Below are 22,949 nucleotides of genomic sequence, written 5' to 3'. Positions count from 1 at the left end.
TCACTTCGCCGCTGTCAACGAACTCAGCGCGGCCGACTTCAACTGGCCGCCCTGAACCACCGCCGCAATCGGATTGCCGATCACGAAGCCACCGTGATCGTCGACGCCGGTCACACTTTGCGGATTCGCCTGCGGCGGTAGCGCTTTCACAGCCTTATCGAACTGATTGCGGATCGCCGTGGCGTCGCTGACGCTACCGGCCAGCTTCATCGCGAGTGCCGTTGCGTAGACCGCGGTGTAGTTCAGCGATACCTCCTGGCTCGGGTCCCGCCCGCCATGGGTCTTGCGGAAGCGTTCCACAAACATTTTGGCGTTCGGCGTGTCGTCGTTGGCCAACGGCAATACGCCGATTGCACCGTTCAGCGCCGCATAACCGCCGGTGACCTTGGCCACTTCGTCGAGCTTGGCCTGATCCATCACGATAAAGCCGCCCTTGAAGCCGAGCTCGCGCGCCTGCTGCGCAATCAGGCCGGTCGGCTCGGACGGGCCGCCGATAAACATCACATCGGGCTTGGCCGCCAGTACGCGGCTCACACCGCTGTAGAAATCGGTGGCACGGTTATACGACATGGCATTGTCCGCGACGATTGTGCCGCCTGCTGCTTCCCACGCGGGTTTGAATGCCGCAACCCAGACCTTGCCGTAGTCGGTATCCGTGGCGGCGAGCGCAACCTTCTTGCCGTACGTCGCCATTTCGTACTTGATGAAGGAATTCAGATACGACGTGAACGCGGGCGGAATACGCACGGTGAGTTTGTTGCCGCGCTCGCTGATCTGCGGCACGCTGGTGTACGAGAGCAGCAGCAATTTCTGTTGCTCGTTGCTGGTCTGCACCGCAAAGCCGCCGCCCGAATGCGGCACGAGCACCACGGCGGCCTGTTGTTCCTGCGCGAGACGGCGTGCGTTGATCGCGGTTTCGGCGGGGTTGTACTTGTCGTCGAGCGGCACGATTTCGAATTTGATCTTCTTGCCGGCTACTTCTATGCCGGCCTGATTGACGTCGGCGGCGGCCATCTGCATGCCTTCGAGCACTTCCTGACCGTACTTCGCCGCGCCGCCGCTCAACGGACCCGAGTAGCCGATATGCACCACCTGCTGCGCCATCGCGGCGCCCGAGCCCAGGAGCGCGGTCGTAGCGACTGCCGCATACAGGCCGGCCCGTCCGCACAAGCGTTTGATCGTCATACGTGTCTCCTTTGATTTATAAAATGTGCCCGTACTCAAGGTCTCGTTGCACGGGCCGTGCATCAAACGCGTTCAGCCGCCGACGTAAGCGCGCCGGATCGCTTCGTTGTTCATCAGGCTCGCGTGATCGCCCTCGAGCACGATGCGGCCGTTTTCGATGACATAGGCACGGTGCGCGATCTTCAATGCCGCGAACGCGTTCTGTTCGGCGAGCAGTACGGTCGTGCCCGCGCGATTGATCTGCTGGATCACCTCGAACACCTGCTTGACGACCAGCGGTGCAAGACCGAGCGACGGTTCGTCGAGCAGCAGCACCTTGGGCCGAGCCATCATCGCGCGGCCGATTGCCACCATCTGCTGTTGCCCGCCGGATAGCGAGCCGGCCGGATGGTCCTTGCGTTCCGCGAGAAGCGGGAAGAGCGAGAACACCTGGTCGAGATTGCGCTGATTGCCGGCTTTGTCGCCGCGATGCACGTAGGCGCCGAGCGTGAGGTTCTTCAGCACCGACATGCCCGGAAACAGCTTGCGGCCTTCGGGGCACTGAATCACGCCGCTGCGCACGATCTGCGCCGGCGTCATGCCAAGCAGCTCGCGTGTGCCAAGCCGCAGGCTGCCGCTTGCGGCGCGGCGCAAACCGCTCGTGGCGAGAAAGATCGAACTCTTGCCTGCGCCGTTGGCGCCGAGCAGCACCACCAGTTCGCCGTCGTCCGCGTGGAGATTGATGCCGTCCAGTGCGCGAAAACTGCCGTAATCGAGCGCGACGTTTTCAAACTTCAGCATGCTCGCTCCCAAGATAGGCGTCGATCACGGCCGGGTTCGCGCGAATCTCGGCGGGTGTGCCTTCAGCAATTTTCTTGCCGTAGTTCAGCACCATGATGCGATCGGCGAGCTTCATGATCATGTTCATCTTGTGTTCGACAAGGCACACGGTTATGCCGTGCCTGACCAGCTTGCGGATCAGTTCGGCGAGGCCCTCGGTCTCTTCGGGATTCACGCCGCCCGCGGGTTCGTCGAGCAACATCAGGCTCGGTTCGGTGGCAAGCGCGAGCGCCACGGCCGCGCGTTTGCGCTCTTCCTGCGAGATGTCGCCGGCCATCCGTTCCGCCATCGCCGACAAGCCGACGAAGTCCAACGCCTCGCGCGCCTTCTCGCGGCAGATGCGTTCTTCCTGCCTGAGCCGCGCTGAATGCGTCAGCACGTCCCAGAGCCCCGAGCGCGTGCGCAGCCGGTGGCCGACGATCAGGTTGTCGAGCACGCTGGCCCGGTCGAACAGCGCGGTGGATTGAAACGTGCGCGCGACACCGAGGCGCGCCATCTGATCGGCGCCCAGCTTCGTCACGTCCTGGCCTTTGAAGACGATGCGCCCCGAGCTCGGCGGATGAGTGCCGCTGATCAGATTGAAGAAGGTGGTTTTGCCCGCGCCGTTCGGCCCGATGATCGCGTTGATCTTGCCGGCTTCGATATGCGTGCTGACGTCGTCCACCGCGATGAGGCCGCCGAAGCGTTTGCTGAGCGAGTCGATTTCAAGCATGACGGTCTCCGCGCGTGGGCTGCGATTGACGCGCGACGATGCCGTTTTTCGGCAGGGTAAGTTTCGCGCGCCGGCTCTTTCTCGCCATATACAAACCGACGATACCGTTCGGCAGAAAGATGACCAGCAGAATCAGGATCGGACCGAACACGACGAAACGGTACTCCTGCAGAAATTGCAGATACTGTGTGAGCCATGGAATAGCGAGCGCGCCGAGCAAGGGGCCGGCGAGGGTGCCGATGCCGCCCACCAGCATGTACATCGTCATGTCGAAGGTATGCTCGACGGCGGCCAGGTCCGGTGCGAGAAAGCGCACGGAGCCCGCATAAAGACCGCCCGCGAGCCCTGCATAGACGACCGACAGGACAAAGGCCAGCACCTTGTTGCGCATCAGGTTGATGCCGAGCGACTGCGCGAGGCCGTCGCTATTGCGGATCGCCATGAAGGTCCGGCCGAGCAGCGAGTTGACGATGCGATGCATCAGCCACACGCCGAGCACCAGAAACGCGAACACCAGGTAATAGAGTGGCCGCGGATTTTCAAACGAGACGATGCCGAAACCCGAAGGCGCCGGAATGCCGACAATGTCCGTGACGCCGTGCGTCAGGCTGTCCCATTTCTCGATCACGAGAAACATGATGTAGCCGACGCATAGCGTGAAAATCGAAAAGTAGTGGCCACGCAGACGCAGCGACACGAGGCCGACCAGCGCGCCCAGTATCGCGACGACAACACCCGAGGCAATAAACGCGAACCAGAACGGCACCTGATGATCGACCGTGAGAATGCCCACCGTGTACGCGCCCACGGCCATGAAACTGCTGTGCGCGAGGTTGAACTGTCCCGTATAGCCGGTGATCAGATTCAGCCCGACGGTGGCCAACGCGAAGATGTAGGCGGTGGACATCACGGTGAGCATGTAGTCGTTGCCGGCCAGAAACGGAAACACGAGACCGAGCACGAACAGCAGCGTCCACCCCAGCTTGCCCTCGAATAATTTCATGACTGATCTCACGATGCACGCAGTTCCCGGGTGAACAGCCCTTGAGGACGAACCGACAGAATCACCACCAGCAGCACGAAGGCGATGATGTCCTTGTAATCGGTCGAGATATAGAAGGCGCCGAAGCTCTCCGCCATGCCGATGATCAGCCCGCCCACGATCGCGCCCGGCACGCTGCCCATGCCGCCGAGAATGATGATCACGAAGGCCTTCAGGATCACCAGTTGCCCCATGGCCGGATAGACGAGGTTGATCGGCGCGTACAGCGTGGCCGCCACGGCGGCGAGCAGGCCCGAGATGCCGAAGGTCAGCATCGTCACCTTGTTGGCGTCGATGCCCATTAGCGAGGCGCCTTCGCGGTCCTGCGCCATCGCGATGATGCTAGAGCCGACCACCGTGTATTTAAGGAAGAGTTGCAACAGCACCACCAGCGTGAACGCGGCGCCGATGATCAGCAGGCGCTGCAACGGTGCGGTCACGCCACCCAGTTCGATGATGCCGGCGTAGGGCGTGGCCATGCGATGAAAGTCCGCCCCCCAGATCGCTTGCGCGCCGGCTTCGAGAAACAGTAGAAGGCCGATCGCGGCGATCATCGGATGCAATTCGGAGGATTTGCGCAGCGGATGAAACACCAGCCGCTCCGCGAGAATCGCGAGCACCGCGACCGCGACGCCGGAGCCGATCATGGCGAGCCAGTAGTTCAAGCCGAGCCGGCTCATCAGGTAGAACGAGACGAACGCGCCGACCATGTAGAACGCGCCGTGAGCGAAATTCGGCACCGCCAGAATGCCGTAGACCAGCGTGAGTCCGAGTGCGACGAGGCTGTAGATGCCGCCCAGCGTCAAGCCGTTGAGAAACTGCTGCAAAAACATATCCACGCTTTCACACCCTCCAACGGGGGCGCGCTATGCAATTGTCACCCGTGCTTCCGGGGACGCTTCGCCGCACGCCTGACTACGGACGGGACAACGGCCGCTGCCTGAATCCGGCGACTGTTATCGACGGTTTGAAACGCGCACGCATCGGCGGCAAACTACAAACAGCGATGTGCGGTGGCGCGAGAGAAATTTGGCACGGGCGTTCACTTTTCGTCAACAGGTTTTTCCATTTGCATGTTCTGCATTGCAGATTATTAGGGAAGTCACTTAGATCGCTCGCGCGCCAGGCACGCACGTTTGATACCTGATGTGCCAATCACGGAAGAGCCGCACTGTTGCTTGCATTCAGCATAGATCGAAAACTTGTCGATCACGTACGCAAGCCATGTCGGTGAAAATGGAAAGTCGGCTTGACTTCGCTTTGTACGCCCCAGTATTCTGCAATGCAGAAATTAATCCGCTGCTCACGCGCTCGATACATCCCGGCGCGCGTGCTTCGCCACGCGGCCGTCAATACGACGTTCCCCGCTTTCTCAAGGTGCCCCGCCCATGAACTCCGCACTCGAAATTCCTAGCGTTCGTCAGATGGTGTCGCCTGAGGAGTGGCAGGCGCGCGTCGACCTTGCCGCCGCGTACCGGCTGGTGGCTTTGTTCGGTTGGGACGATCTGGTGTTCACACATATTTCGGCACGTGTGCCGGGGCACGAGCACCAGTTTCTGATCAACCCATACGGCCTGTTCTTCGAAGAAATCACCGCGTCGAGTCTGGTCAAAGTGGACCATGAGGGCCACCCCGTCATGCCGACACCGTTCGACGTGAATCCTGCCGGCTTCGTGATTCATAGCGCCGTGCATGAAGCGCGGCCCAGCGTGAATTGCGTGTTGCATACGCATACGGCCTATGGCGTCGCCGTCGCGGCTCAACAGGAGGGCTTGCTGCCGTTGTCGCAGCAATCGGGCTTCGTGTTGACGAACCTCGCCTATCACGACTATGAAGGCGTCGCGCTGCGCGACGCGGAAAAGGCGAGGCTGGTCAGCGATCTCGGTAACGCCAATTACATGATGCTGCGCAATCATGGCTTGCTGACCTGCGGACGTACCGTCGCCGAAGCGTTTCAGGCCATGTATCTGTTCGAAACGTCATGTCGTATCCAGATTCTCGCGCAAGCAGGCGGCAAGCTGATCGACGTGCCGCAGTCGATCATCGAGACGATGGGCGAACAGGCGCGTCAGGTCAGCAAAGGCAAGGGCGCCGATCTGGTGTGGCCAGGCCTGCTGCGTCGGTTGACGCGGCGTAATCCCGGCTACGATCAGTAGCGCCGCTATTTCACATGATCCGGCGCACCGCTCGCGCGGCACGCCGGCATCTCGCGTTCCGCACCCGCTAGAACATGTGCCGGATGCCGACGTTCACGCCGGCCGAGGTACCGGTGACTTCGTTCAGCGCGTTGTTGACGGACAGGCCGGTGTGCATGGAACCGTGGTTCGTGACGAAACCGCCTTGCCCATACACGACGGTGGCCTTCGACAGCGAATACTCAACCCCGGCAGACGCGAGTATCGAATTGTTCGACGAGTTGTTTCCATCGCGCGTAACCCACACGCCCGCGTCGACGTTCAGCGCCGGTGTGATGCGATAACTGGCGCCGCCTGAATAGACGCGATCGTTGAACGAACCTGCCACCTTGTACTGTACGTACGAGGCCTTCAGGGTCAGGCTGTTGAACACGTAGCTGGCGCCGATTGCGCGGCCGTCGAACTCGACTACGCTCGGAATCGCGATCGAGGCAGCGCTGCCGCCGGCGTTGCCGCTATAGAGCGCGGCGTCGACCGTCAGCGAACCGAGGTGATAGCGCAGGCTCGCCGAGTATTGACGGCCTGCCTGAAAATTTCCGGCTGTGCCGCCCAGGGCCATCATCGCGCTGGCTTGCAGGCCGGCGATTTCCGGCGACGTGTACGAAATGCCGTTCGGGTTGAACAGGCCGGTCACGTAGACGTTATTGAGGTAGGTGATGAGGCCGCTGCCGAAGTACGACATCTCGCGCGGATCGAAGTCGTATACCGCGAGGAAGAAGGGCGAGAATTGCAAACCGGCCTTGACCGTACCGTAGCGGCTGTCGATGCCGACCCACGCCTGCCGCCCGAATTGATTGCCGTTCGAATTGCTGAGCGCGCCATTGGCAACGCTGATACCGCTTTCGAGTTCGAAGATCGCACGCATGCTGCCGCCGAGATCTTCAGCGCCACGCATGCCGAAGCGCGAACCGGAGAGACCGCTGTCGGTGAACGAGTATTGATGGCCCGCGTTCTGGCCGGTCGTCGAGTTAAGTGTTTTGCTGGTGTAAAGAAGGGAGGCGTCGACGATACCGTACAGCGTGACGCTGCTTTGCGCATGCGCGTACTGGGCGGCGCCCAATGCACACATACCCGCTAATCCGAGAATGGCTCCTACCCGATTGCGATGACTTGCCGGCATGCTTCGTGTCTCCTTGTTTATTGAAATCAATCGAACTGGCGAAGTAATGCGGGTGCTGCAAGATTCTGGCGATCCGTTGCGCGATACGATTTCAATGGGCGATAACGTGCCTTCGCAATCTGATAAGGGATGCGAAATAGTGACTTCGTTGGTGTGCGCCTTGGGTCCGGTTGCCTGCTGGGTTGTCTCCTGATCGCTGGGCGGCTGGGCGCTGCTATGGGCTCATTGATCGCGTGCTTGCGCACAGGATGCAGGCGCAATTTGGCACGACCGTTCGTTCTGTGTCAACGGGGGAAATCGCTCGTTTGGACTGCAATGCAGGCCAAAATAGGGAAAACACCTGGCGTTAACAGCGTGCTTGATTTGTGCCGTAAGGCTTTGTAATTCAAGGGGGTTAGCGGAGTTATCCGGTTTGAATTGGCGAACGGGTGTTTGATGATGGCGTTCTGCATTGCAGAACTTCGGGGTGCCGTCTCAACGTGCCCCAAGCGTTTCTATCAACATGTCGACGAATGCTTTGACCCGCGCCGTCATTTGCAACTGTTGCGGGTACACCGCGTAAATATCGGCACCCGGCGTGCGGTATTCCGGCAGTACGTGAATCAGGCGGCCGTCGGCGAGGTACTCCGCGATATCCCATTCCGCCCGCATCAGAATGCCGTGGCCGTCGAGTGCCCACTTCACTGCGATCTCGCCGTCGTTAGTCGTGAGGTTGCCGCGCACGCGTACCGTTTCGGTCTTTTCGGTTGCGCCGCGTCCGCTGGTCAGACGCCATAGTCCGTAGCCATCGCCACCCTGACGAATGCCGATGCAATTGTGTTGCGATAGTTCTGCCGGACTGCGCGGTGCGCGCCGTTTGGCGAAGTATGCAGGCGAGGCGCAAAGCAGCCGCCGATTGGACGCGACTCGCCGCGCGATCACACGCGCATCCGGCGGTTCGCCGAAGCGCACGCAGACGTCGAAGGCGTCGTCGCTGATGGGCGGCGGGTCGACGGAGAGTTGCAACTGCACGTCCACCTCGGGAAAGCGCCGCACAAACCGGGAAATCAGCGGCGCCACGTGACTGCGGCCGAAACCCAGCGTCGCGTTCACGCGCAGCAGCCCTTTCGGCACCGCTTGCGAGCCGCCGAGCAACTGCGCCAGGTCGTCCATTTCGCTCAGGATGCGCCGTGCGCGTGTCAGATAAAGCTCGCCCTCCGGCGTGAGGCTCATGCGCCGCGTCGTGCGGTTGACGAGCGACACGCCCGCGCGCGATTCCATCTGCGACAGATGCTTGCTCACGGCCGCGGTGCTCAAACCGAGTTCGCGCGCGGCCGCCGTCAGGCTGCCACTGGCGGCGAGTGTGGAGAAGAAGGCGAGGTCGTCCGGTTGTATCGACGAGGTCATGTTGAGTGGGGTTGAGTGAGCCAATAAGCAACCCGGAGCAACCCGGCAAGTCGCTCATTATTAACTGTAGGTTAAAGATGCTTTGAGTCTAGCAGCGTTTTCACGAACGGTCCTCGTTCTAGGATGCAGCCATACGTTCAAACTCATGGAGACGCCAGTGAAGACCTATCAGATCGCAACCATTCCCGGCGACGGCATCGGCAAGGAAGTCGTGCCTGCCGGCCAACGGGTTCTCGAAGCCATCGCCGCGCGAAGCGACGCCTTCAGATTCGAGTTCGAGAATTTCGATTGGGGCGGCGATTTTTACCGTCAGCACGGTGTGATGATGCCGGCCGACGGCCTGGATGCCATCCGTCACAAGGATGCGATTCTGTTCGGCTCCGCGGGCGATCCGCACATTCCCGATCACGTGACGCTCTGGGGTTTGCGCCTGAAGATCTGTCAGGGCTTCGATCAGTACGCGAACGTGCGTCCCACCCGCATCCTTCCCGGCATCGACGCACCGTTAAAGCGCTGCGGGCCGAAGGACCTTGACTGGGTGATCGTTCGCGAGAACTCCGAGGGTGAGTACTCCGGCGTTGGCGGGCGCGCGCATCAGGGTCATCCGATCGAGGTGGCCACGGACGTTTCGATGATGACCCGCGCGGGCGTCGAGCGCATTCTCCGTTTCGCGTTCCGGCTCGCACAGTCGCGGCCGCGCAAGTTGCTGACGGTGATCACCAAGAGCAATGCGCAACGCCATGCCATGGTCATGTGGGACGAGATTGCGCTTGAAGTCTCGAAAGAGTTTCCCGACGTCGCATGGGACAAGGAGCTTGTCGACGCTGCAACCGCCCGCATGGTCAATCGTCCCGCAACGCTCGATACGATCGTCGCCACCAACCTTCATGCGGACATTCTCAGCGATCTGGCCGCGGCACTGGCCGGCAGCCTCGGCATTGCGCCGACTGCGAATCTCGATCCCGAGCGCCGCTATCCCTCGATGTTCGAGCCGATTCACGGCTCGGCGTTCGACATCATGGGCAAGGGTCTCGCCAATCCGGTCGGCACGTTCTGGTCCGTTGTGATGATGCTCGAGCATCTCGGCGAGAAAGCCGCCGCGCGCCAATTGATGAATGCGATCGAGCGCATTACGGTTGACCCGGCGTTGCACACGGGCGACCTCGGCGGCACAGCCACGACCGTCCAGGTGACCGATGCCGTTTGCGCGATCCTCGCAGCGGAACCGGTGGCGGAGTTCAAAGCGGCTTGACGCGTAATACGCCGCGGGCGATATACCGCGCGTAATACCCAGGCGACACAAGCGACACAAGCGACACAAGCGCCGCAAACGACACAAACGCCGCAACCGTGTACGTCACACAAAAACATAACGCCCGGACGAACACGTCACGGGCGATTTGAAGAATGGAGACTGGCATGGCCAATGAATTGCAAGCCCGGGTGGTTCGCAAGCTGACGTGGCGCATTTTGCCCTTCGTCATGCTGCTTTACTTTGTCAGCTTTCTCGATCGAGTGAACGTCGGCTTCGCCGCGCTGACGATGAACAAGGACCTCGGACTCTCGCCGACCATGTTCGGGCTGGGCGGCGGCATTTTCTTTCTCGGGTACTTTCTATTCGAAGTGCCTTCGAACCTGATTCTGAACAAGGTCGGGGCGCGCATCTGGATCGCACGCGTGATGGTGACGTGGGGACTGGTGTCGGCGGCTTCCGCGTTTGTCGTCGGACCGAACTCGTTCTATACGCTGCGTTTTCTGCTCGGTGTGGCCGAAGCCGGTTTCTTTCCCGGCATCATTCTTTATCTCAGCCAGTGGTTTCCCGCACGGCAGCGCGCGGTTGCGGCGGCTGCATTCATGGCGGCCGCACCGTTGTCGACGGCAATCGGCTCGCCCATTTCAGGTGCCATCATGCAGATGCCGGCGCTGTTCGGATTGAAAGACTGGCAATGGCTCTTCATCATCGAAGCGATTCCTGCCGTCGTGCTCGGGTTCGTGGTGTTGAAAGCGCTCACCGATTCGCCAGAAAAAGCGACATGGCTCGCCGCGGATGAAAAAGCGTGGCTCATCGCGACCTTGCGCGAAGAACGCGCGGGACGCGAATCGCAGGCAGGGCATGCGGCCGGTGCGCTCGCGGCACTGCGCGACCCGCGCGTATGGATCATGTCGATGATTTACTTCGGCACGTCGGCGGGTCTTTATACGCTCGGGTTGTGGGCGCCGCTGATCATTCGTCAATTCGGTTTTAGCGCGCTTGGCACCGGTGCGTTGAATGCGATTCCCAGCGTGCTGGCTGTGATCGGCATGGTGATGTGGGCTCGCCATTCGGACCGCACTGGCGAACGCACGTGGCACGTGGTGATTCCGTGCGTTGCGGCGGGTATCGGACTCGCATGGGCGGGTTCTGCGGACACGATCGTTGCGGTGGTGCTGGCCTTGATTCTCGTGAACGTGGGCATTAGCGCGGCCAAGGCGCCGTTGTGGGCCATGCCGAGTACTTTTCTCTCGGGCGCCGGCGCGGCGGCCGGTATTGCGATGATCAACTCGATCGGCAACCTTGGCGGCTTTGTCGGCCCGTTTGCGATTGGCTGGCTGAAGAGCGTGACGGGTGGCTATGCTGCCGGGCTTTATGTGGTGGCGGCGAGTCTCGCGGTATCGGCCATGCTCGCGTTGGCTGTCGGCCGGCGAGGATATCGGGCGGCGCCGGCGCCGCAATGATCTCGCCGGTTTCCCGGTCGGTTGTCTGATTGACGACGTGCCCCGCTCCCGTGCCGCTTCTTATCCACTGACCTGCTGCGAGTGATGGACAGCAAGGGGACGGCGCGAACGTGCGGGGCATCGTCGCGCGTATTCAATGGTTGTACGTTCGCGAGTTCTTGCCCGTGAAATGCATCGACGAGGATTGCGAAAAGCTTGTGGCAGGCGCGCCGTAACCCGAGCTGTCGCCGGATGTTGTGCGTGAAGGCTGCCGATACTGCGTACCCGGCTGATTGTTCTGCGTGTCGTGCATCGAGACGGCGGGTGCAGATGTTGTGTCGTTCATCGGCGGGTTCATCTGCTGGGCAAACGACAAGGCCGGGATGGCGAGGATCGAAGCAACGAGCATGATGTGTTTGAGTGCTTTCACTGTGGTTCTCCAAAAGAGTGATGGTGCCGCGCCGGTCATTTCGGCCGATGCGTGTCCACAGAGTAAGCAGCTTTGCTTAGCTTCTCCTTAGCTGATCACAAACAATTTTATTCTGTATTTCGAAGCGCGAAGAATACGAATCATTTGTGCGCTGAGGAGGTCATGCATAAGCATGTCTTAAGAGATCAAGAAGTTCCATGAGTACGGCCGCTTGCAAAAGCGGCTTTTTTTTTGCCTCGAAAACTTACCCACTTAAGCGTCCCTTAAGTGGTGAACAAGTAGTTTCCATCGAGTGGGCGAGAAGGAGAAGTCCAGCGATTCGTTCAACAAAATAAATTCTTTCAAGGTGTGCCTGCACTTCGCAACGTCATTCGATTGACATTTCCAGCCGTTAAAGTGAAACCGCCGGTTTATACGGTTTTGGTTTTTACTGTACAGGTGTGATAGAGGGATGTCGTTTCCTTGACGAAGAAAAGATATATTTAATCAGGACACCTTTAAAATGAAAAAGACTTCCATTGCTTTGATGATTTCGGCTGTATTGGTGCTTTCAGCGTGTGGCGGAGGCGTGAGTAATCCGAACGCGGCGGCGGCAGTGGCAGCGGCAACGCCGGTTCCCAACACGGCAACCGCCACCGGTTATTCGCTGGCTGTATTCGCAAAAGCACCTTCAACCACGCAAAGGCCGGATTCGATCGTGCAGATGGGTTCCAGCATATTCATCGGGTATCAGAACGCCGGGGAAGTGAAGGACGGCTCGGTGCCCGGCATCACCAACCAGGTCGTGCAGTACGATCTGAACGGAAACGCTCAGAAAACCTTTACGGTACCGGGCCACGTGGACGGCCTGATGGCGCGCAGCGACACGAACACGCTATGGGCAATGGCGAATGAAGACGGCAATCCCGAGTTGACTATCATCGACCTGGCCACGGGCGCTCAGAAGACCTATCAGGCTACGGTCAATCCCACCTTGCACGGCGGCGGCTACGACGACATGCAACTCATCAACGGTGTCGTGTACGTGAGTGCTTCGGCGCCCACGACTCCGGGCGTGGGCCCGACCGTCGTTGCGCTCACGCTGAATGCCAACGGTTCCACCTTCGACGTGACGCCGGTGCTGGCCGGCAACGCCCAGGCGATCGACGTGACGCCATCCATAGGCGGCGCAGCGAACCCGACGTTCAATCAGCCGGTGACGTTGACCCTGACCGATCCGGATTCCCTGGCCATCGACCCGTCGGGGAAGCTTGTGCTGGATAGCCAGGCGGACGGCAAACTCGTGTTCATCAGCAATCCTGGACCCGCCCAGAGCGTCAGTGTCCTGACGCTCACGCTGTACAGCGATAAGGATGGTCCGGTCTACCCAGTGGACGATACGCGTTTTGTCCCGGCGCCAGGCTCGACGGGAAAGACATTCATGCTGTTTACCGATGCTTACAACACGACGTATCGCGTCGATGCGCCGTTCAGGCAGGGCGACGCGTACAGCGCGGGCCAGGGGCAGGTGATGCAACTGGACGTGAAGTCGGGCCACCTCACGCCCGTCGTGGCGGGTATCGGCAGTGCCTCCGCGCTGCAGGATCCGCACGGTATGCTCTTCGTCGCTCAGTAAGGTAGCCCGCAAGGCTCGCCTCAGTGAGTTCAGTGAGTTTTCTGAGGCGGCCGGCGGCACAACGGGTCCGTTGCCGGTAGGCCCTTACCGCCGCCTCATGTCTCAATCCTCATCCCAGCCGTGACGCTCGTGCCATTCGCGCTCGTGCTCTTCATGCTCATGGTGGCGCCACTGCCGTTCGCGCCATTCCTGCCGCTCGTGCCACTCACGGGCACGCCAATCGTCGCCGTAGCCATATTCCACGACGGGCGCGGGCGCGTAGACGACCGGCGGAGGCGCGATATAGGCCGGTTGCGCGGGCACGAAAACCGGCCCGGGAATGCCAATGCCGATGCCTACGTCGACGTGGGCGGAAGCGATTGTGGAAACCATCAATATCGCGCCGCCGAGAATCGCTGATAATAGGTTCTTGCGCATTTTTTCGTGTCGCCTGGCGGTTGCAGGCGATGATAGTGAAGATGGTGCGCAGTGTAGGCAGAGCCGCGGTTCGCAGGTGCAAGAGGGATGCTAGATTGGTAACACGGAGTAACGCTGCGCAGCCTTAAGGTTGCCATAATGATTCACGTGCACCATAAACCGGCTAGACCTCCGGTTTCTCCCCGCTGCATCCAAACCAGCGATGCTGTTTTCGTCACGAACCGGCAATCAATAGCCCGGTCGTGCCATGTCAAATCTTGCCGGCTGATATCCACGTTTGATCGGGGAATGCAATGGGTTTTTCTGCTGAAGCTTGGGCGCTCGCGCGCCTGTGGTGCATGTACCCGGTGCTGGGCGGCATTGCGATCTGGTATTTTTCGCGGGCGGACCGTCTGCTGCAGGCTGTTCGCGCACGAAATTGAGCATCGACTCATTGATCGTCGGGTGCTCCGACGGGTGCGCAACGGCGCCCGTTGAGCGCAACTGCGCGCTTGCTGCGCTGCGGCAAGTGCGGCTTTCACTGCCCTGACATAGCTGTTTTCTCCGCCAAACCGCATTCACTTGCTCTGGCGCGACACGCCCGGTTGCCCCCCACATCGCCCCGAAAAGCCTTATCCAGCAAGGGTTTGCCGACCGTCTGGCGGCGTCCGCGCGACAACGGTGTCGCATTTCCACATGTGGTTGTCGCAAATAGTCGGCTAGGCGTACTTTTTTCTGGCAACTATGTATGCACAGCGCGGACGGACGTCCGCCACCGCAGCAACTGTCTTGCATGGGACCGCAGTAGGAGCTTTGCATGGGCCCGGAGTAAGCGCTAAAGCGCCAACTCCGGCCGACAGCTAAAGCGCTAACTGCAGTCGACAGCTTTGCATGGGACCGGAGTAAGTGCTGAAGCGCTAACTCCGGTCGACAGCTTTGCATGGGACTGCAGTAAGCGCTAAAGCGCTAACTGCAGTCGACAAAGGAGAGCATTCAATGAATTCCCCCAAGGTCGTGGTTGAAGGGCTGTGCAAAGTGTTCGGCACCAACCCGAAACAGGCGATCGGCATGCTGGCAGGCGGCGCCACGAAAGAGGAAGTGTTCGCGCGCACCGGTCAGATAGTCGGCGTCCATAACGTATCGTTCGAAGTCAAGGAAGGCGAGATCTTCGTGCTGATGGGCCTCTCGGGCTCCGGCAAGTCGACGCTGATTCGCCTGATCAATCGTCTCGTCGAGCCGACGGCCGGCAAAGTGCTGATCGACGGCCGCGACGTGGCCAGCGTGCCGCGCGCGGAATTGACGGCGCTGCGCCGCAAGGACATGAGCATGGTGTTCCAGTCCTTCGCGCTGATGCCGCAGCGCACGGTGCTGTCCAACGCGGCGTTCGGGCTGGAAGTGGCGGGCGTCGGCAAGAAGGAGCGCGAGAAGCGCGCCATGACCGTGCTCGAACAGGTCGGTCTCGCGCCGTTTGCGGAAAAGCTGCCGGCCCAACTGTCCGGCGGCATGCAGCAACGCGTGGGGCTGGCGCGGGCGCTGGCGGTCAACCCGTCGCTGATGATCATGGACGAAGCGTTCTCCGCGCTCGATCCGCTCAAACGCAAGGAAATGCAGAACGTGCTGCTCGATCTGCAACGCGAGCAGCAGCGCACCATCCTGTTCGTCTCGCACGATCTGGAAGAAGCGATGCGCATCGGCACCCGGATCGCGATCATGGAAGGCGGCAAGGTCGTCCAGGTCGGCACGCCGCAGCAGATCATCACCAATCCCGCCGACGACTACGTGCGCGCGTTCTTCGAAGGCATCGACACCAGCCGCTATCTGACGGCCGGCGACCTGATGCAGACGGACGCCGTGCCGCTCATGCAGCACTCGCCGCAGATCGATGCCTCGAGCGTGGCCGCGACGCTCAACGGCAGCGCCGAATACGCGTTCGTGCTCGACGGCGAGCGCAAGATCCGCGGCTTCGTGTGCCGCGACGCGATGGGCAGCGCATCGCCGCAGCTCAATCATATCGAATGCATCCGCCGCACCACGCCTCTGGACGACGTCGTCGAACGCGTGGTGGCGAGCCGCGCGCCGCTGCCGGTCGTCGAAGCGGACGGCTCCTATTGCGGTTCGGTCAACAAGACGAACGTGCTGAACGTTCTCACGCGCCATCGAGGTTCCCATGTCTGAAGTCATTCCACTTGGCGCCTGGGTCGATCACGGCGTTCACTACCTGCTCGACCACGACGCAAAAACCTTCGATTCCATCGGCAAGGTCATCGAGAGTTTTGCCGCGCTGATCGAACATGGCCTGCAAGCGGTGCCGATGTGGGCGCTGATGGCATTCTTCGTGGGTGTCGGTTTGTGGCGGGTGGGCTGGCGTTTCGCACTGTTCACCTTGCTGGCGATGCTGCTGATCTACGGCACCGGCTTCTGGGATCAGATGGTGATCACGCTCGGCCTCACGCTCTCGTCGACCTTGATCAGCCTGCTGCTCGGCGTGCCGCTCGGCATCTGGACCGCAAAGAGCCGCACCGTCGAAACGATCGTGCGCCCCGTGCTCGATCTGATGCAGACCATGCCGGCGTTCGTCTACCTGATTCCGGCGGCGATGCTGTTCGGTCTCGGCCGCGTGCCGGGGATCCTCTCCACGGTGATCTTCGCCATGCCGCCTGCTGTGCGCCTCACGTCGCTCGGCATCAAGCACGTGAATCGCGAAATCGTCGAAGCAGGGCAGGCGTTCGGTTGCACGCCCCTGCAGTTGCTCTACAAGGTGCAGTTTCCGAACGCGCTGCCGTCGATCATGACCGGCGTGAACCAGACCATCATGATGGCGCTTTCGATGGTGATCATCGCCTCGATGGTAGGCGCGGGCGGTCTCGGCAACGACGTGCTCGCAAGTATTCAGCGGCTCGATATCGGGCTCGGTTTCGAAAGTGGACTTTCAGTGGTGATGCTCGCGATCATTCTCGACCGCATCACGGAAAGCTTTGGCCGCACGCCGGGCACGGCGCGGGCACCCTTGCTGTCGGGTCTGCGCAGTGTCATGAAGGTGCGCAGGGCGCCGGCGGCGCAGCACGGCTGAGCCGCCTATGAAGCGCGACGCGATCTCTCCTGTCGAGGTTCAATCCGATTCGCCGCTGTCCAGACTCGCACACTTCGGCTTTCTGACGCTGCCGAATTTTTCGATGATCGCCTTCACGAGCGCGGTCGAAGTGCTGCGCATGGCAAATTACGTGGGCCGCGCGCAGCACTACACGTGGTCGGTGATTACGCCGGACGGCGAGCCGGCGCGAGCGAGCAACGGCATCACCGTGAAGCCGACCACGACGTTGGCCGAAGCGGGCATGCCGGATGTGCTGATCGTCTGCGCCGGCTGGCACGTGCGCGACTACGTGGACGATACGATCATTGCCTTGCTGCGGGAGGTCGCGTTGAAAGGTATTCCGCTTGGCGGCATTTGCACGGGACCGTATGCGTTGCTGGCGGCAAATCTGCTCGACGGGTATCGCTGTACCGTGCATTGGGAAGACATGTCGCCGTTGCACAAGAGTTATCCGCACGTGCGTTTTGCCGATGAACTGTTCGTGATCGACCGTGACCGGATGACTTGCACCGGCGGCACCGCGCCGCTCGATCTGATGCTGAACCTGGTCGGCATGCGCCTGGGGCACGCGGTCGCGGCGCAAGTGTCCGAGCAGTTCATCGTCGAACGGATTCGCGGCTCGACCGATTACCAGCATATTCCCGTCGACGCGCGGGTCGGTTTCTCGCGAGCGGAACTGATCGAAGTGGTGCGCCTGATGGAAGCGAATATCGAAGAACCGTTGTCGCTCGATGAACTCGCGCGGCTCGTGCATCTGTCGCAGCGTCATTTGCAGCGCATGTTCAAGATGTTTCTGAGCGTGTCGCCAACGCACTATTACCTGACGCTGCGTTTGCGCCGGGCGCGTGAACTGCTGCGCAATACGGATGCGTCGATCGCGCGGGTAACGGCTGTGTGCGGCTTTCATTCGCCGTGTCATTTCAGCAAGGCTTACCGCGCGCAGTTCGGTCATGCGCCGAGCGTCGAGCGGCGGCTTTCGGCGTAGAAGAATCGGCGCAGACGAGTCGGCGTTAAAGAGTTGATGTTAATGAAGTCCGCGTAAAAAACCGCACCTGAAAATCCTTTTAATAAAACCAGTCAAGCATCAATCACCCTAAGGGAACGCCATGAAACTTCTGTTGGCTGCGTCGTTGTGCGCGCTGTCGGTGTCGTCTGTCCTTGCTGCGGAACCGGCCACTTGCCGGGACGTCCGGTTTGCCGATGTCGGCTGGACCGATATCGCGGCGACTACCGGTCTTGCCTCGACGGTGCTCGAAGGGCTCGGCTACAAGCCGACCAAGACCATCGCCTCGGTGCCGATCACCTTCGCGGGTGTGAAGAGCAAGCAGATCGACGTATTCCTCGGCTACTGGTCGCCGACCATGGATCCGATGATCGATCCGTTCAAAAAGGCCGGCCAGCTTACCGTGCTGCCCACGCCGAATCTGACCGGCGCGAAATACACGCTGGCCGTGCCGGACTACGCGTATCAGGCGGGTATCAAAACCTTCACCGACATTGCGAAGAACTACGACAAGCTCGACGGCAAGATCTATGGCATCGAACCGGGTAACGACGGCAATGCGTTGATCAAGAAAATGATCGACAGCAACCAGTACGGCCTTGGCAAGTTCAAGCTGGTGGAGTCGAGCGAGGCGGGCATGCTGGTCGAAGTAAATCGCGCGGTTCGCGACAAGAAACCGATCGTGTTTCTCGGCTGGGAACCGCATCCGATGAACGTGCAGATGAAGATCGATTATCTGTCCGGTGGCGACGACGTGTTCGGCCCGAACTACGGTGAGGCGAAAGTGCTGACCGTTGTTCCGAGCGATTACTCGACGCGTTGCCCGAATGTCGCGAAGCTGGTGTCGAACCTGCAATTCACGACGGATATCGAGAATCACGTGATGCTGCCGATCATGAACAAGACGGATCCGAACAAGGCCGCGAAGGATTGGCTGAAGGCGAATCCTGGTGTGCTCGACAAGTGGCTGGCGGGCGTGAAGACGTTTGACGGCAAGGATGGGTTGCCGGCTGTGAAGGCTTATGTAGCGGGTAAGTGACGCTTGAGAGTTCGGGCTTTCGCGCCGCTGTGGCGGCGCGAAAGCGGGGCTGCAAGACCTGACCTATCAATTCAGCGCTGCAAAATCCGGACGGCAAACGCCGCGCTCAGATCGCCTGAGCCCGCCCCGGAAAAGTCTCGTCATATCCACCGCTATCTTCCGCTTCGGCTGCCGTACCGCGTTGCTCGCGGTACATCATCGGCGGCAGGCCGAACTGCTTGCGGAATTCGCGTCCCAGATGCGAGGCATCGGAAAAGCCGCAGCTCGACGCGATATCCGCCACTGTCTTATCCGAACTCGTCAGCAGCCAGGCGGCGGTGCGCAAACGCACCTGCTTCGCGTATGCCTGCGGTGCCTTACCGGTTTGCGCCTTGAAGAGCCGCTCGAGCTGACGTGGCGACAAATCGAGTTTGCGCGCCAGTTCATCGAGCGATAACGATCGCCCCACATGCTGCTCCATCAGCAAGATTGCGCGCTTCACCTTCGGATGCGCAGCGGGCGCCAGTCCCGGTGGATGCGGCTGCGGCGCATTACCCTTCTGCATATCGTCCACCAGCAGAATCCGCAGCGCCTTCTGCACCGTGGCCGTTTCAAAGTGGCGCAGCAGAATCGCGGCCGCCACGTCGATCGACGCTCGTCCACCCGAGCACGTAATGCGGCGACGGTCGATCACAAACAGGCGGTCCGCCACCAGCGCTTCCTCATTGACCGCCGGAAAGCGCTCGATGAAATCCCAGTAGTGAAACCAGCTCACGCAGATGCGGTGGCCGTCCAGCACGCCTGCGCGCATCAGCGAAAACACGCCGGTGCACATGCCGACGAGCGTTGCATCGGTGGCAGCCGCGCGGCGGATGAACGCCAGCGTCGCTTCGTTCGCGGCGGGGCCGGAATGCAGCAGGCCGCCTACCACGACGACGTAATCGAACGGCTCGGCGTTGTCGAACGTTTCCCACGGCGTGATCTGGATGCCGCAACTCGCGCGCACCGGAGCGAGGGTTTCCCCTATCACGCTCCACGAACAGCGCACGGGTTTGCTGAAGTCGCCTTCATCCGCGGACAGGCGCAGCAGGTCGACGAAACCCGAGAACGCCGTCAGCGTGAAATTCGGCAGCAGGATGATGCCGAAGCGGATGCGCTGCTTCGAGGGGCCGTCGATCGATTGAAGGGAAAGCGGTTCAGCGGAATTCATGCATGCAGCCAGCAAGGGAAAAGGTTGATTCAAGCATAGCACCGGGGATGGCGGCCGCTTCATCAGGCCAATGATCAATGAGCGGGCCATTCATTGGGGGCCGTTCAGCCGTGGCATCAGCATCGCCAGCCGCAACCCCCGCGCCTGTCGCAAATGCGTCAGAACTCATCGCAAATCCGCCGCCACGCTTGGCCGGCGGCCCCGCTTGACGCCACTATCCCACTGTCATGCCGTTTTTATTCTATCGGTTCAATTTGACGTGCGGTGCAATAGGGGCTAGTTCAAGCCAAACCCGGCACCATGCATCGCAACGTATAAGGCACGTCATGAACGTCAGCGTCTTCGATCTGTTCAAGATCGGCATCGGTCCTTCCAGCTCGCACACCGTCGGGCCGATGATCGCTGCGTGCCGCTTCGCCTCGCATATCGAAGACGCCAATCTGCTGGGCTTCGTGCGCCGCGTCAAGGTCGAACTGTTCGGTTCGCTCGGCGCGACCGGCAAGGGGCACGGCACGGACAAGGCGGTGCTGCTCGGTCTCGAAGGCAATCTGCCGGATCTGATCGATCCGGACGTGATCGAACCGCGTCTGCAATCGATCCGCGAAACGAAGCAACTGGTGCTGCTCGGCAAGCATCCGGTCAAATTCGACGAGCGCGAACACCTCGGCTTTTTTCGCAAGCTGATGCCGGGCGCACCGGGTTCCAGCGTTGTGCATCCGAACGGCATGCGTTTTCAGGCCTTCGACGAGAACGGCCAACTGCTGGTGGAGAAAGAGTATTACTCGATCGGCGGCGGCTTCGTGATCAATCGCGAAGGCGACCGCGTCAATGGTTTGCGCGCCGGCGCGGACGTGCCGTTTCCGTTTCGCACCGGCGACGATCTGATGCGCGTCTGCCGCGAAACGGGTTTGTCGATCGCAGAGGTCACGCTGCGCAACGAATGCGCGTCGCGCTCCGAACAGGACGTGCGCGAGGGCTTGCTGACGATCTGGCGCGTCATGTCCGCCTGCGTCGAACGTGGCTGCAAGGTACGCGGCGAGTTGCCTGGTCCGATGCACGTAAAGCGGCGCGCTGCCGATCTGAGCGCGCAATTGCGTTCGCGTTCGGAAGAGTCGCTGCGCGATCCGCTGTCGATGCTCGACTGGGTCAATCTCTACGCCATGGCCGTGAACGAAGAAAACGCCGCGGGCGGGCGCGTCGTCACGGCGCCGACCAACGGCGCGGCCGGCGTGATTCCGGCGGTGCTGCATTACTACGTGAAGTTCATGCATGCGTCGAACGACGAGGGCATCGTCACCTTCCTGCTGACGGCCGCGGCGATCGGCATCATCTACAAGGAAACCGCCTCGATCTCGGGCGCCGAAGTGGGCTGCCAGGGCGAGGTGGGGGTTGCGTGCTCGATGGCCGCCGCGGCGCTCGCCGCCGTGATGGGCGGCACGCCGACGCAAGTGGAAAACGCCGCCGAAATCGGCATGGAACACAACCTCGGCATGACCTGCGATCCGGTCGGCGGTCTCGTGCAGATTCCCTGCATCGAACGCAATGCGATGGGCGCGATCAAGGCGCTGAACGCCGCACGCATGGCGATGAAGGGCGACGGCCAGCACTACGTGTCGCTCGACAACGTGATCAAGACGATGCGCGAAACCGGCGCGGACATGAAGACCAAATACAAGGAGACGTCGCGCGGCGGCCTCGCCGTGAACGTCATCGAGTGTTGAACAAGTTAAGAATCAAAGAGTAACAACAGGATCCAAAGGACCAACAATGAGCCGCTATTCGATATTCAGCCTGTTGCGCAACGGGATGTCGTATCACGAGAACTGGGAGCGTCAGTGGAAGAGCCCGGAGCCCAAGCGTGAGTACGACGTCGTGATCGTCGGCGGCGGCGGGCATGGTCTCGCCACTGCCTATTACCTCGCGAAAGAGCATGGCGTGCGCAATATCGCCGTGCTGGAGAAGGGCTGGATCGGCGGCGGCAATACCGCGCGCAATACGACCATCGTGCGCTCGAATTATCTGTGGGACGAATCGGCCGCGCTCTATGAGAAAGCAATGAAGCTGTGGGAAGGTCTGTCGCAGGACCTCAACTACAACGTGATGTTCAGTCAGCGCGGCGTGATGAACCTCGCGCATACGTTGCAGGATGTGCGCGATACCGAGCGTCGTGTGAATGCAAATCGCCTGAACGGTGTGGATGCGGAATTTCTCACGCCGGAGCAGATCAAGGAAATCGAGCCGACCATCAATCTGAACAGCCGCTATCCGGTGCTCGGCGCTTCGATTCAACGCCGTGGCGGTGTGGCACGACACGATGCAGTGGCGTGGGGTTTCGCGCGCGGAGCGGATCAGCATGGCGTCGACATCGTGCAGAACTGCCAGGTCACGGGGATTCGCCGCGACGGCAGCCAGGTGATCGGCGTGGATACCACCAAGGGTTTCATCAAGGCGAAGAAGGTCGCGGTGGTCGCGGCGGGCAATACGTCCACGCTCGCGGACATGGCCGGCATCCGTTTGCCTTTGGAGAGCCATCCGTTGCAGGCATTGGTCTCCGAGCCGATCAAACCGGTCGTCAATACGGTGGTGATGTCGAACGCGGTGCACGCGTACATCAGCCAGTCCGACAAGGGCGATCTGGTGATCGGCGCGGGTGTCGATCAATACACGGGCTTCGGCCAACGCGGCAGTTTCCAGATTATCGAAGGCACGCTCGAAGCGATTGTCGAAATGTTCCCGGTGTTCTCGCGGGTGCGGATGAATCGCCAGTGGGGCGGCATCGTCGACGTGTCGCCGGATGCGTGCCCGATCATCAGCAAGACCGATGTGAAAGGGCTTTATTTCAACTGCGGTTGGGGCACGGGTGGCTTCAAGGCGACGCCGGGTTCGGGCTGGGCGTATGCGCACACGATCGCGAAGGACGAGCCGCATCCGCTGAACGCGCCGTTCTCGTTGGACCGTTTTTACACCGGCCATTTGATCGACGAGCACGGCGCTGCCGCTGTTGCCCACTAACGCTTTCCACGGAAAAACCAG

General features: G+C 60.9%; 20 protein-coding genes. 10 read left to right on the top strand and 10 right to left on the bottom strand.

Features of this window, described 5'->3' with window-relative positions:
• The 5 genes from ACOSV0_RS30255 to ACOSV0_RS30235 all read right to left on the bottom strand — a co-directional run bounded on the left by ACOSV0_RS30255 (position 1) and on the right by ACOSV0_RS30235 (position 4,591).
• A complete protein-coding gene (locus tag ACOSV0_RS30255) occupies positions 1-1,185 on the bottom strand; it encodes an ABC transporter substrate-binding protein (RefSeq protein WP_434110899.1) in 1,185 nt (394 codons plus the stop codon).
• 72 nt (positions 1,186-1,257) lie between these two features.
• On the bottom strand, positions 1,258-1,965 hold the full coding sequence (locus ACOSV0_RS30250) for an ABC transporter ATP-binding protein (protein WP_169488803.1): 708 nt from the start codon (positions 1,963-1,965) through the stop codon (positions 1,258-1,260).
• On the bottom strand, positions 1,952-2,716 hold the full coding sequence (locus tag ACOSV0_RS30245) for an ABC transporter ATP-binding protein (protein WP_434110897.1): 765 nt from the start codon (positions 2,714-2,716) through the stop codon (positions 1,952-1,954). Before ACOSV0_RS30245 ends, ACOSV0_RS30250 begins: the two co-directional genes overlap by 14 nt.
• Positions 2,709-3,719, bottom strand: a complete 1,011-nt coding sequence (locus tag ACOSV0_RS30240) for a branched-chain amino acid ABC transporter permease (protein WP_434110896.1) — start codon at positions 3,717-3,719, stop codon at positions 2,709-2,711. The genes ACOSV0_RS30245 and ACOSV0_RS30240 overlap by 8 nt, the downstream gene beginning before the upstream one ends.
• 8 nt (positions 3,720-3,727) lie before the next feature.
• A complete protein-coding gene (locus ACOSV0_RS30235; RefSeq protein WP_434115888.1) occupies positions 3,728-4,591 on the bottom strand; it encodes a branched-chain amino acid ABC transporter permease in 864 nt (287 codons plus the stop codon).
• Positions 4,592-5,146: 555 nt separating this feature from the next.
• Between ACOSV0_RS30235 and ACOSV0_RS30230 the strand changes: the two genes are divergently transcribed.
• Complete coding sequence (locus ACOSV0_RS30230) at positions 5,147-5,914, top strand: class II aldolase/adducin family protein (protein WP_434110895.1); 768 nt, start codon at positions 5,147-5,149, stop codon at positions 5,912-5,914.
• A 67-nt stretch (positions 5,915-5,981) separates the two neighbouring features.
• Here the strand turns inward: ACOSV0_RS30230 and ACOSV0_RS30225 are convergent, their stop codons facing one another.
• Complete coding sequence (locus ACOSV0_RS30225; protein ID WP_434110893.1) at positions 5,982-7,073, bottom strand: porin; 1,092 nt, start codon at positions 7,071-7,073, stop codon at positions 5,982-5,984.
• Positions 7,074-7,547: 474 nt separating this feature from the next.
• Positions 7,548-8,459 carry a LysR family transcriptional regulator gene (locus ACOSV0_RS30220; RefSeq protein WP_434110891.1) on the bottom strand — a complete coding sequence of 304 codons (912 nt, stop codon included), beginning with the start codon at positions 8,457-8,459 and terminating at the stop codon, positions 7,548-7,550.
• A 157-nt stretch (positions 8,460-8,616) separates the two neighbouring features.
• Here ACOSV0_RS30220 and ACOSV0_RS30215 point away from each other — a divergent pair, with 157 nt between their 5' ends.
• Both ACOSV0_RS30215 and ACOSV0_RS30210 read left to right on the top strand, forming a co-directional pair.
• Positions 8,617-9,711 (top strand): tartrate dehydrogenase, encoded by a 1,095-nt coding sequence (locus ACOSV0_RS30215; protein ID WP_434110889.1) that lies wholly within the window; start codon positions 8,617-8,619, stop codon positions 9,709-9,711.
• Positions 9,712-9,878: 167 nt separating this feature from the next.
• Complete coding sequence (locus ACOSV0_RS30210) at positions 9,879-11,174, top strand: MFS transporter (RefSeq protein WP_434110887.1); 1,296 nt, start codon at positions 9,879-9,881, stop codon at positions 11,172-11,174.
• 133 nt (positions 11,175-11,307) lie between these two features.
• Here ACOSV0_RS30210 and ACOSV0_RS30205 read toward each other — a convergent pair whose 3' ends face one another.
• Positions 11,308-11,583: a hypothetical protein gene (locus ACOSV0_RS30205; RefSeq protein ID WP_434110886.1), complete on the bottom strand. Its 276-nt coding sequence runs from the start codon at positions 11,581-11,583 to the stop codon at positions 11,308-11,310.
• Between the two features lie 502 nt (positions 11,584-12,085).
• Here ACOSV0_RS30205 and ACOSV0_RS30200 point away from each other — a divergent pair.
• Positions 12,086-13,198: a hypothetical protein gene (locus tag ACOSV0_RS30200; RefSeq protein ID WP_434110885.1), complete on the top strand. Its 1,113-nt coding sequence runs from the start codon at positions 12,086-12,088 to the stop codon at positions 13,196-13,198.
• A 102-nt stretch (positions 13,199-13,300) separates the two neighbouring features.
• On the opposite strand, the gene ACOSV0_RS30195 is transcribed toward ACOSV0_RS30200, so the two are convergent.
• A complete protein-coding gene (locus ACOSV0_RS30195) occupies positions 13,301-13,615 on the bottom strand; it encodes a hypothetical protein (RefSeq protein WP_434110883.1) in 315 nt (104 codons plus the stop codon).
• A gap of 975 nt (positions 13,616-14,590) precedes the next feature.
• On the opposite strand from ACOSV0_RS30195, the gene ACOSV0_RS30190 reads away from it, so the two are divergent.
• The 4 genes from ACOSV0_RS30190 (at position 14,591) to ACOSV0_RS30175 (ending at position 18,727) form a co-directional block, all read left to right on the top strand.
• Positions 14,591-15,769, top strand: a complete 1,179-nt coding sequence (locus tag ACOSV0_RS30190; protein WP_434110881.1) for a quaternary amine ABC transporter ATP-binding protein — start codon at positions 14,591-14,593, stop codon at positions 15,767-15,769.
• Positions 15,762-16,664 (top strand): choline ABC transporter permease subunit, encoded by a 903-nt coding sequence (gene choW, locus ACOSV0_RS30185; protein WP_434110879.1) that lies wholly within the window; start codon positions 15,762-15,764, stop codon positions 16,662-16,664. The genes ACOSV0_RS30190 and choW overlap by 8 nt, the downstream gene beginning before the upstream one ends.
• Before the next feature lie 7 nt (positions 16,665-16,671).
• Complete coding sequence (locus tag ACOSV0_RS30180) at positions 16,672-17,670, top strand: GlxA family transcriptional regulator (protein WP_434110877.1); 999 nt, start codon at positions 16,672-16,674, stop codon at positions 17,668-17,670.
• Between the two features lie 121 nt (positions 17,671-17,791).
• A complete protein-coding gene (locus tag ACOSV0_RS30175; RefSeq protein WP_434110875.1) occupies positions 17,792-18,727 on the top strand; it encodes a choline ABC transporter substrate-binding protein in 936 nt (311 codons plus the stop codon).
• Between the two features lie 106 nt (positions 18,728-18,833).
• On the opposite strand, the gene ACOSV0_RS30170 is transcribed toward ACOSV0_RS30175, so the two are convergent.
• Positions 18,834-19,916, bottom strand: coding sequence for a GlxA family transcriptional regulator (locus ACOSV0_RS30170; RefSeq protein ID WP_434110873.1), 1,083 nt, complete (start codon positions 19,914-19,916; stop codon positions 18,834-18,836).
• 326 nt (positions 19,917-20,242) lie between these two features.
• On the opposite strand from ACOSV0_RS30170, the gene ACOSV0_RS30165 reads away from it, so the two are divergent.
• Positions 20,243-21,637 (top strand): L-serine ammonia-lyase, encoded by a 1,395-nt coding sequence (locus tag ACOSV0_RS30165; protein ID WP_434110871.1) that lies wholly within the window; start codon positions 20,243-20,245, stop codon positions 21,635-21,637.
• Positions 21,638-21,683: 46 nt separating this feature from the next.
• Positions 21,684-22,928: a sarcosine oxidase subunit beta family protein gene (locus tag ACOSV0_RS30160; protein ID WP_434110869.1), complete on the top strand. Its 1,245-nt coding sequence runs from the start codon at positions 21,684-21,686 to the stop codon at positions 22,926-22,928.
• The last annotated feature ends 21 nt before the right edge of the window (positions 22,929-22,949 follow it).

It is taken from the genome of Paraburkholderia caffeinilytica, from assembly GCF_051027425.1.
Lineage (GTDB): Bacteria > Pseudomonadota > Gammaproteobacteria > Burkholderiales > Burkholderiaceae > Paraburkholderia > Paraburkholderia caffeinilytica_A.
This window is presented reverse-complemented; position numbering and strand designations above follow the sequence as displayed.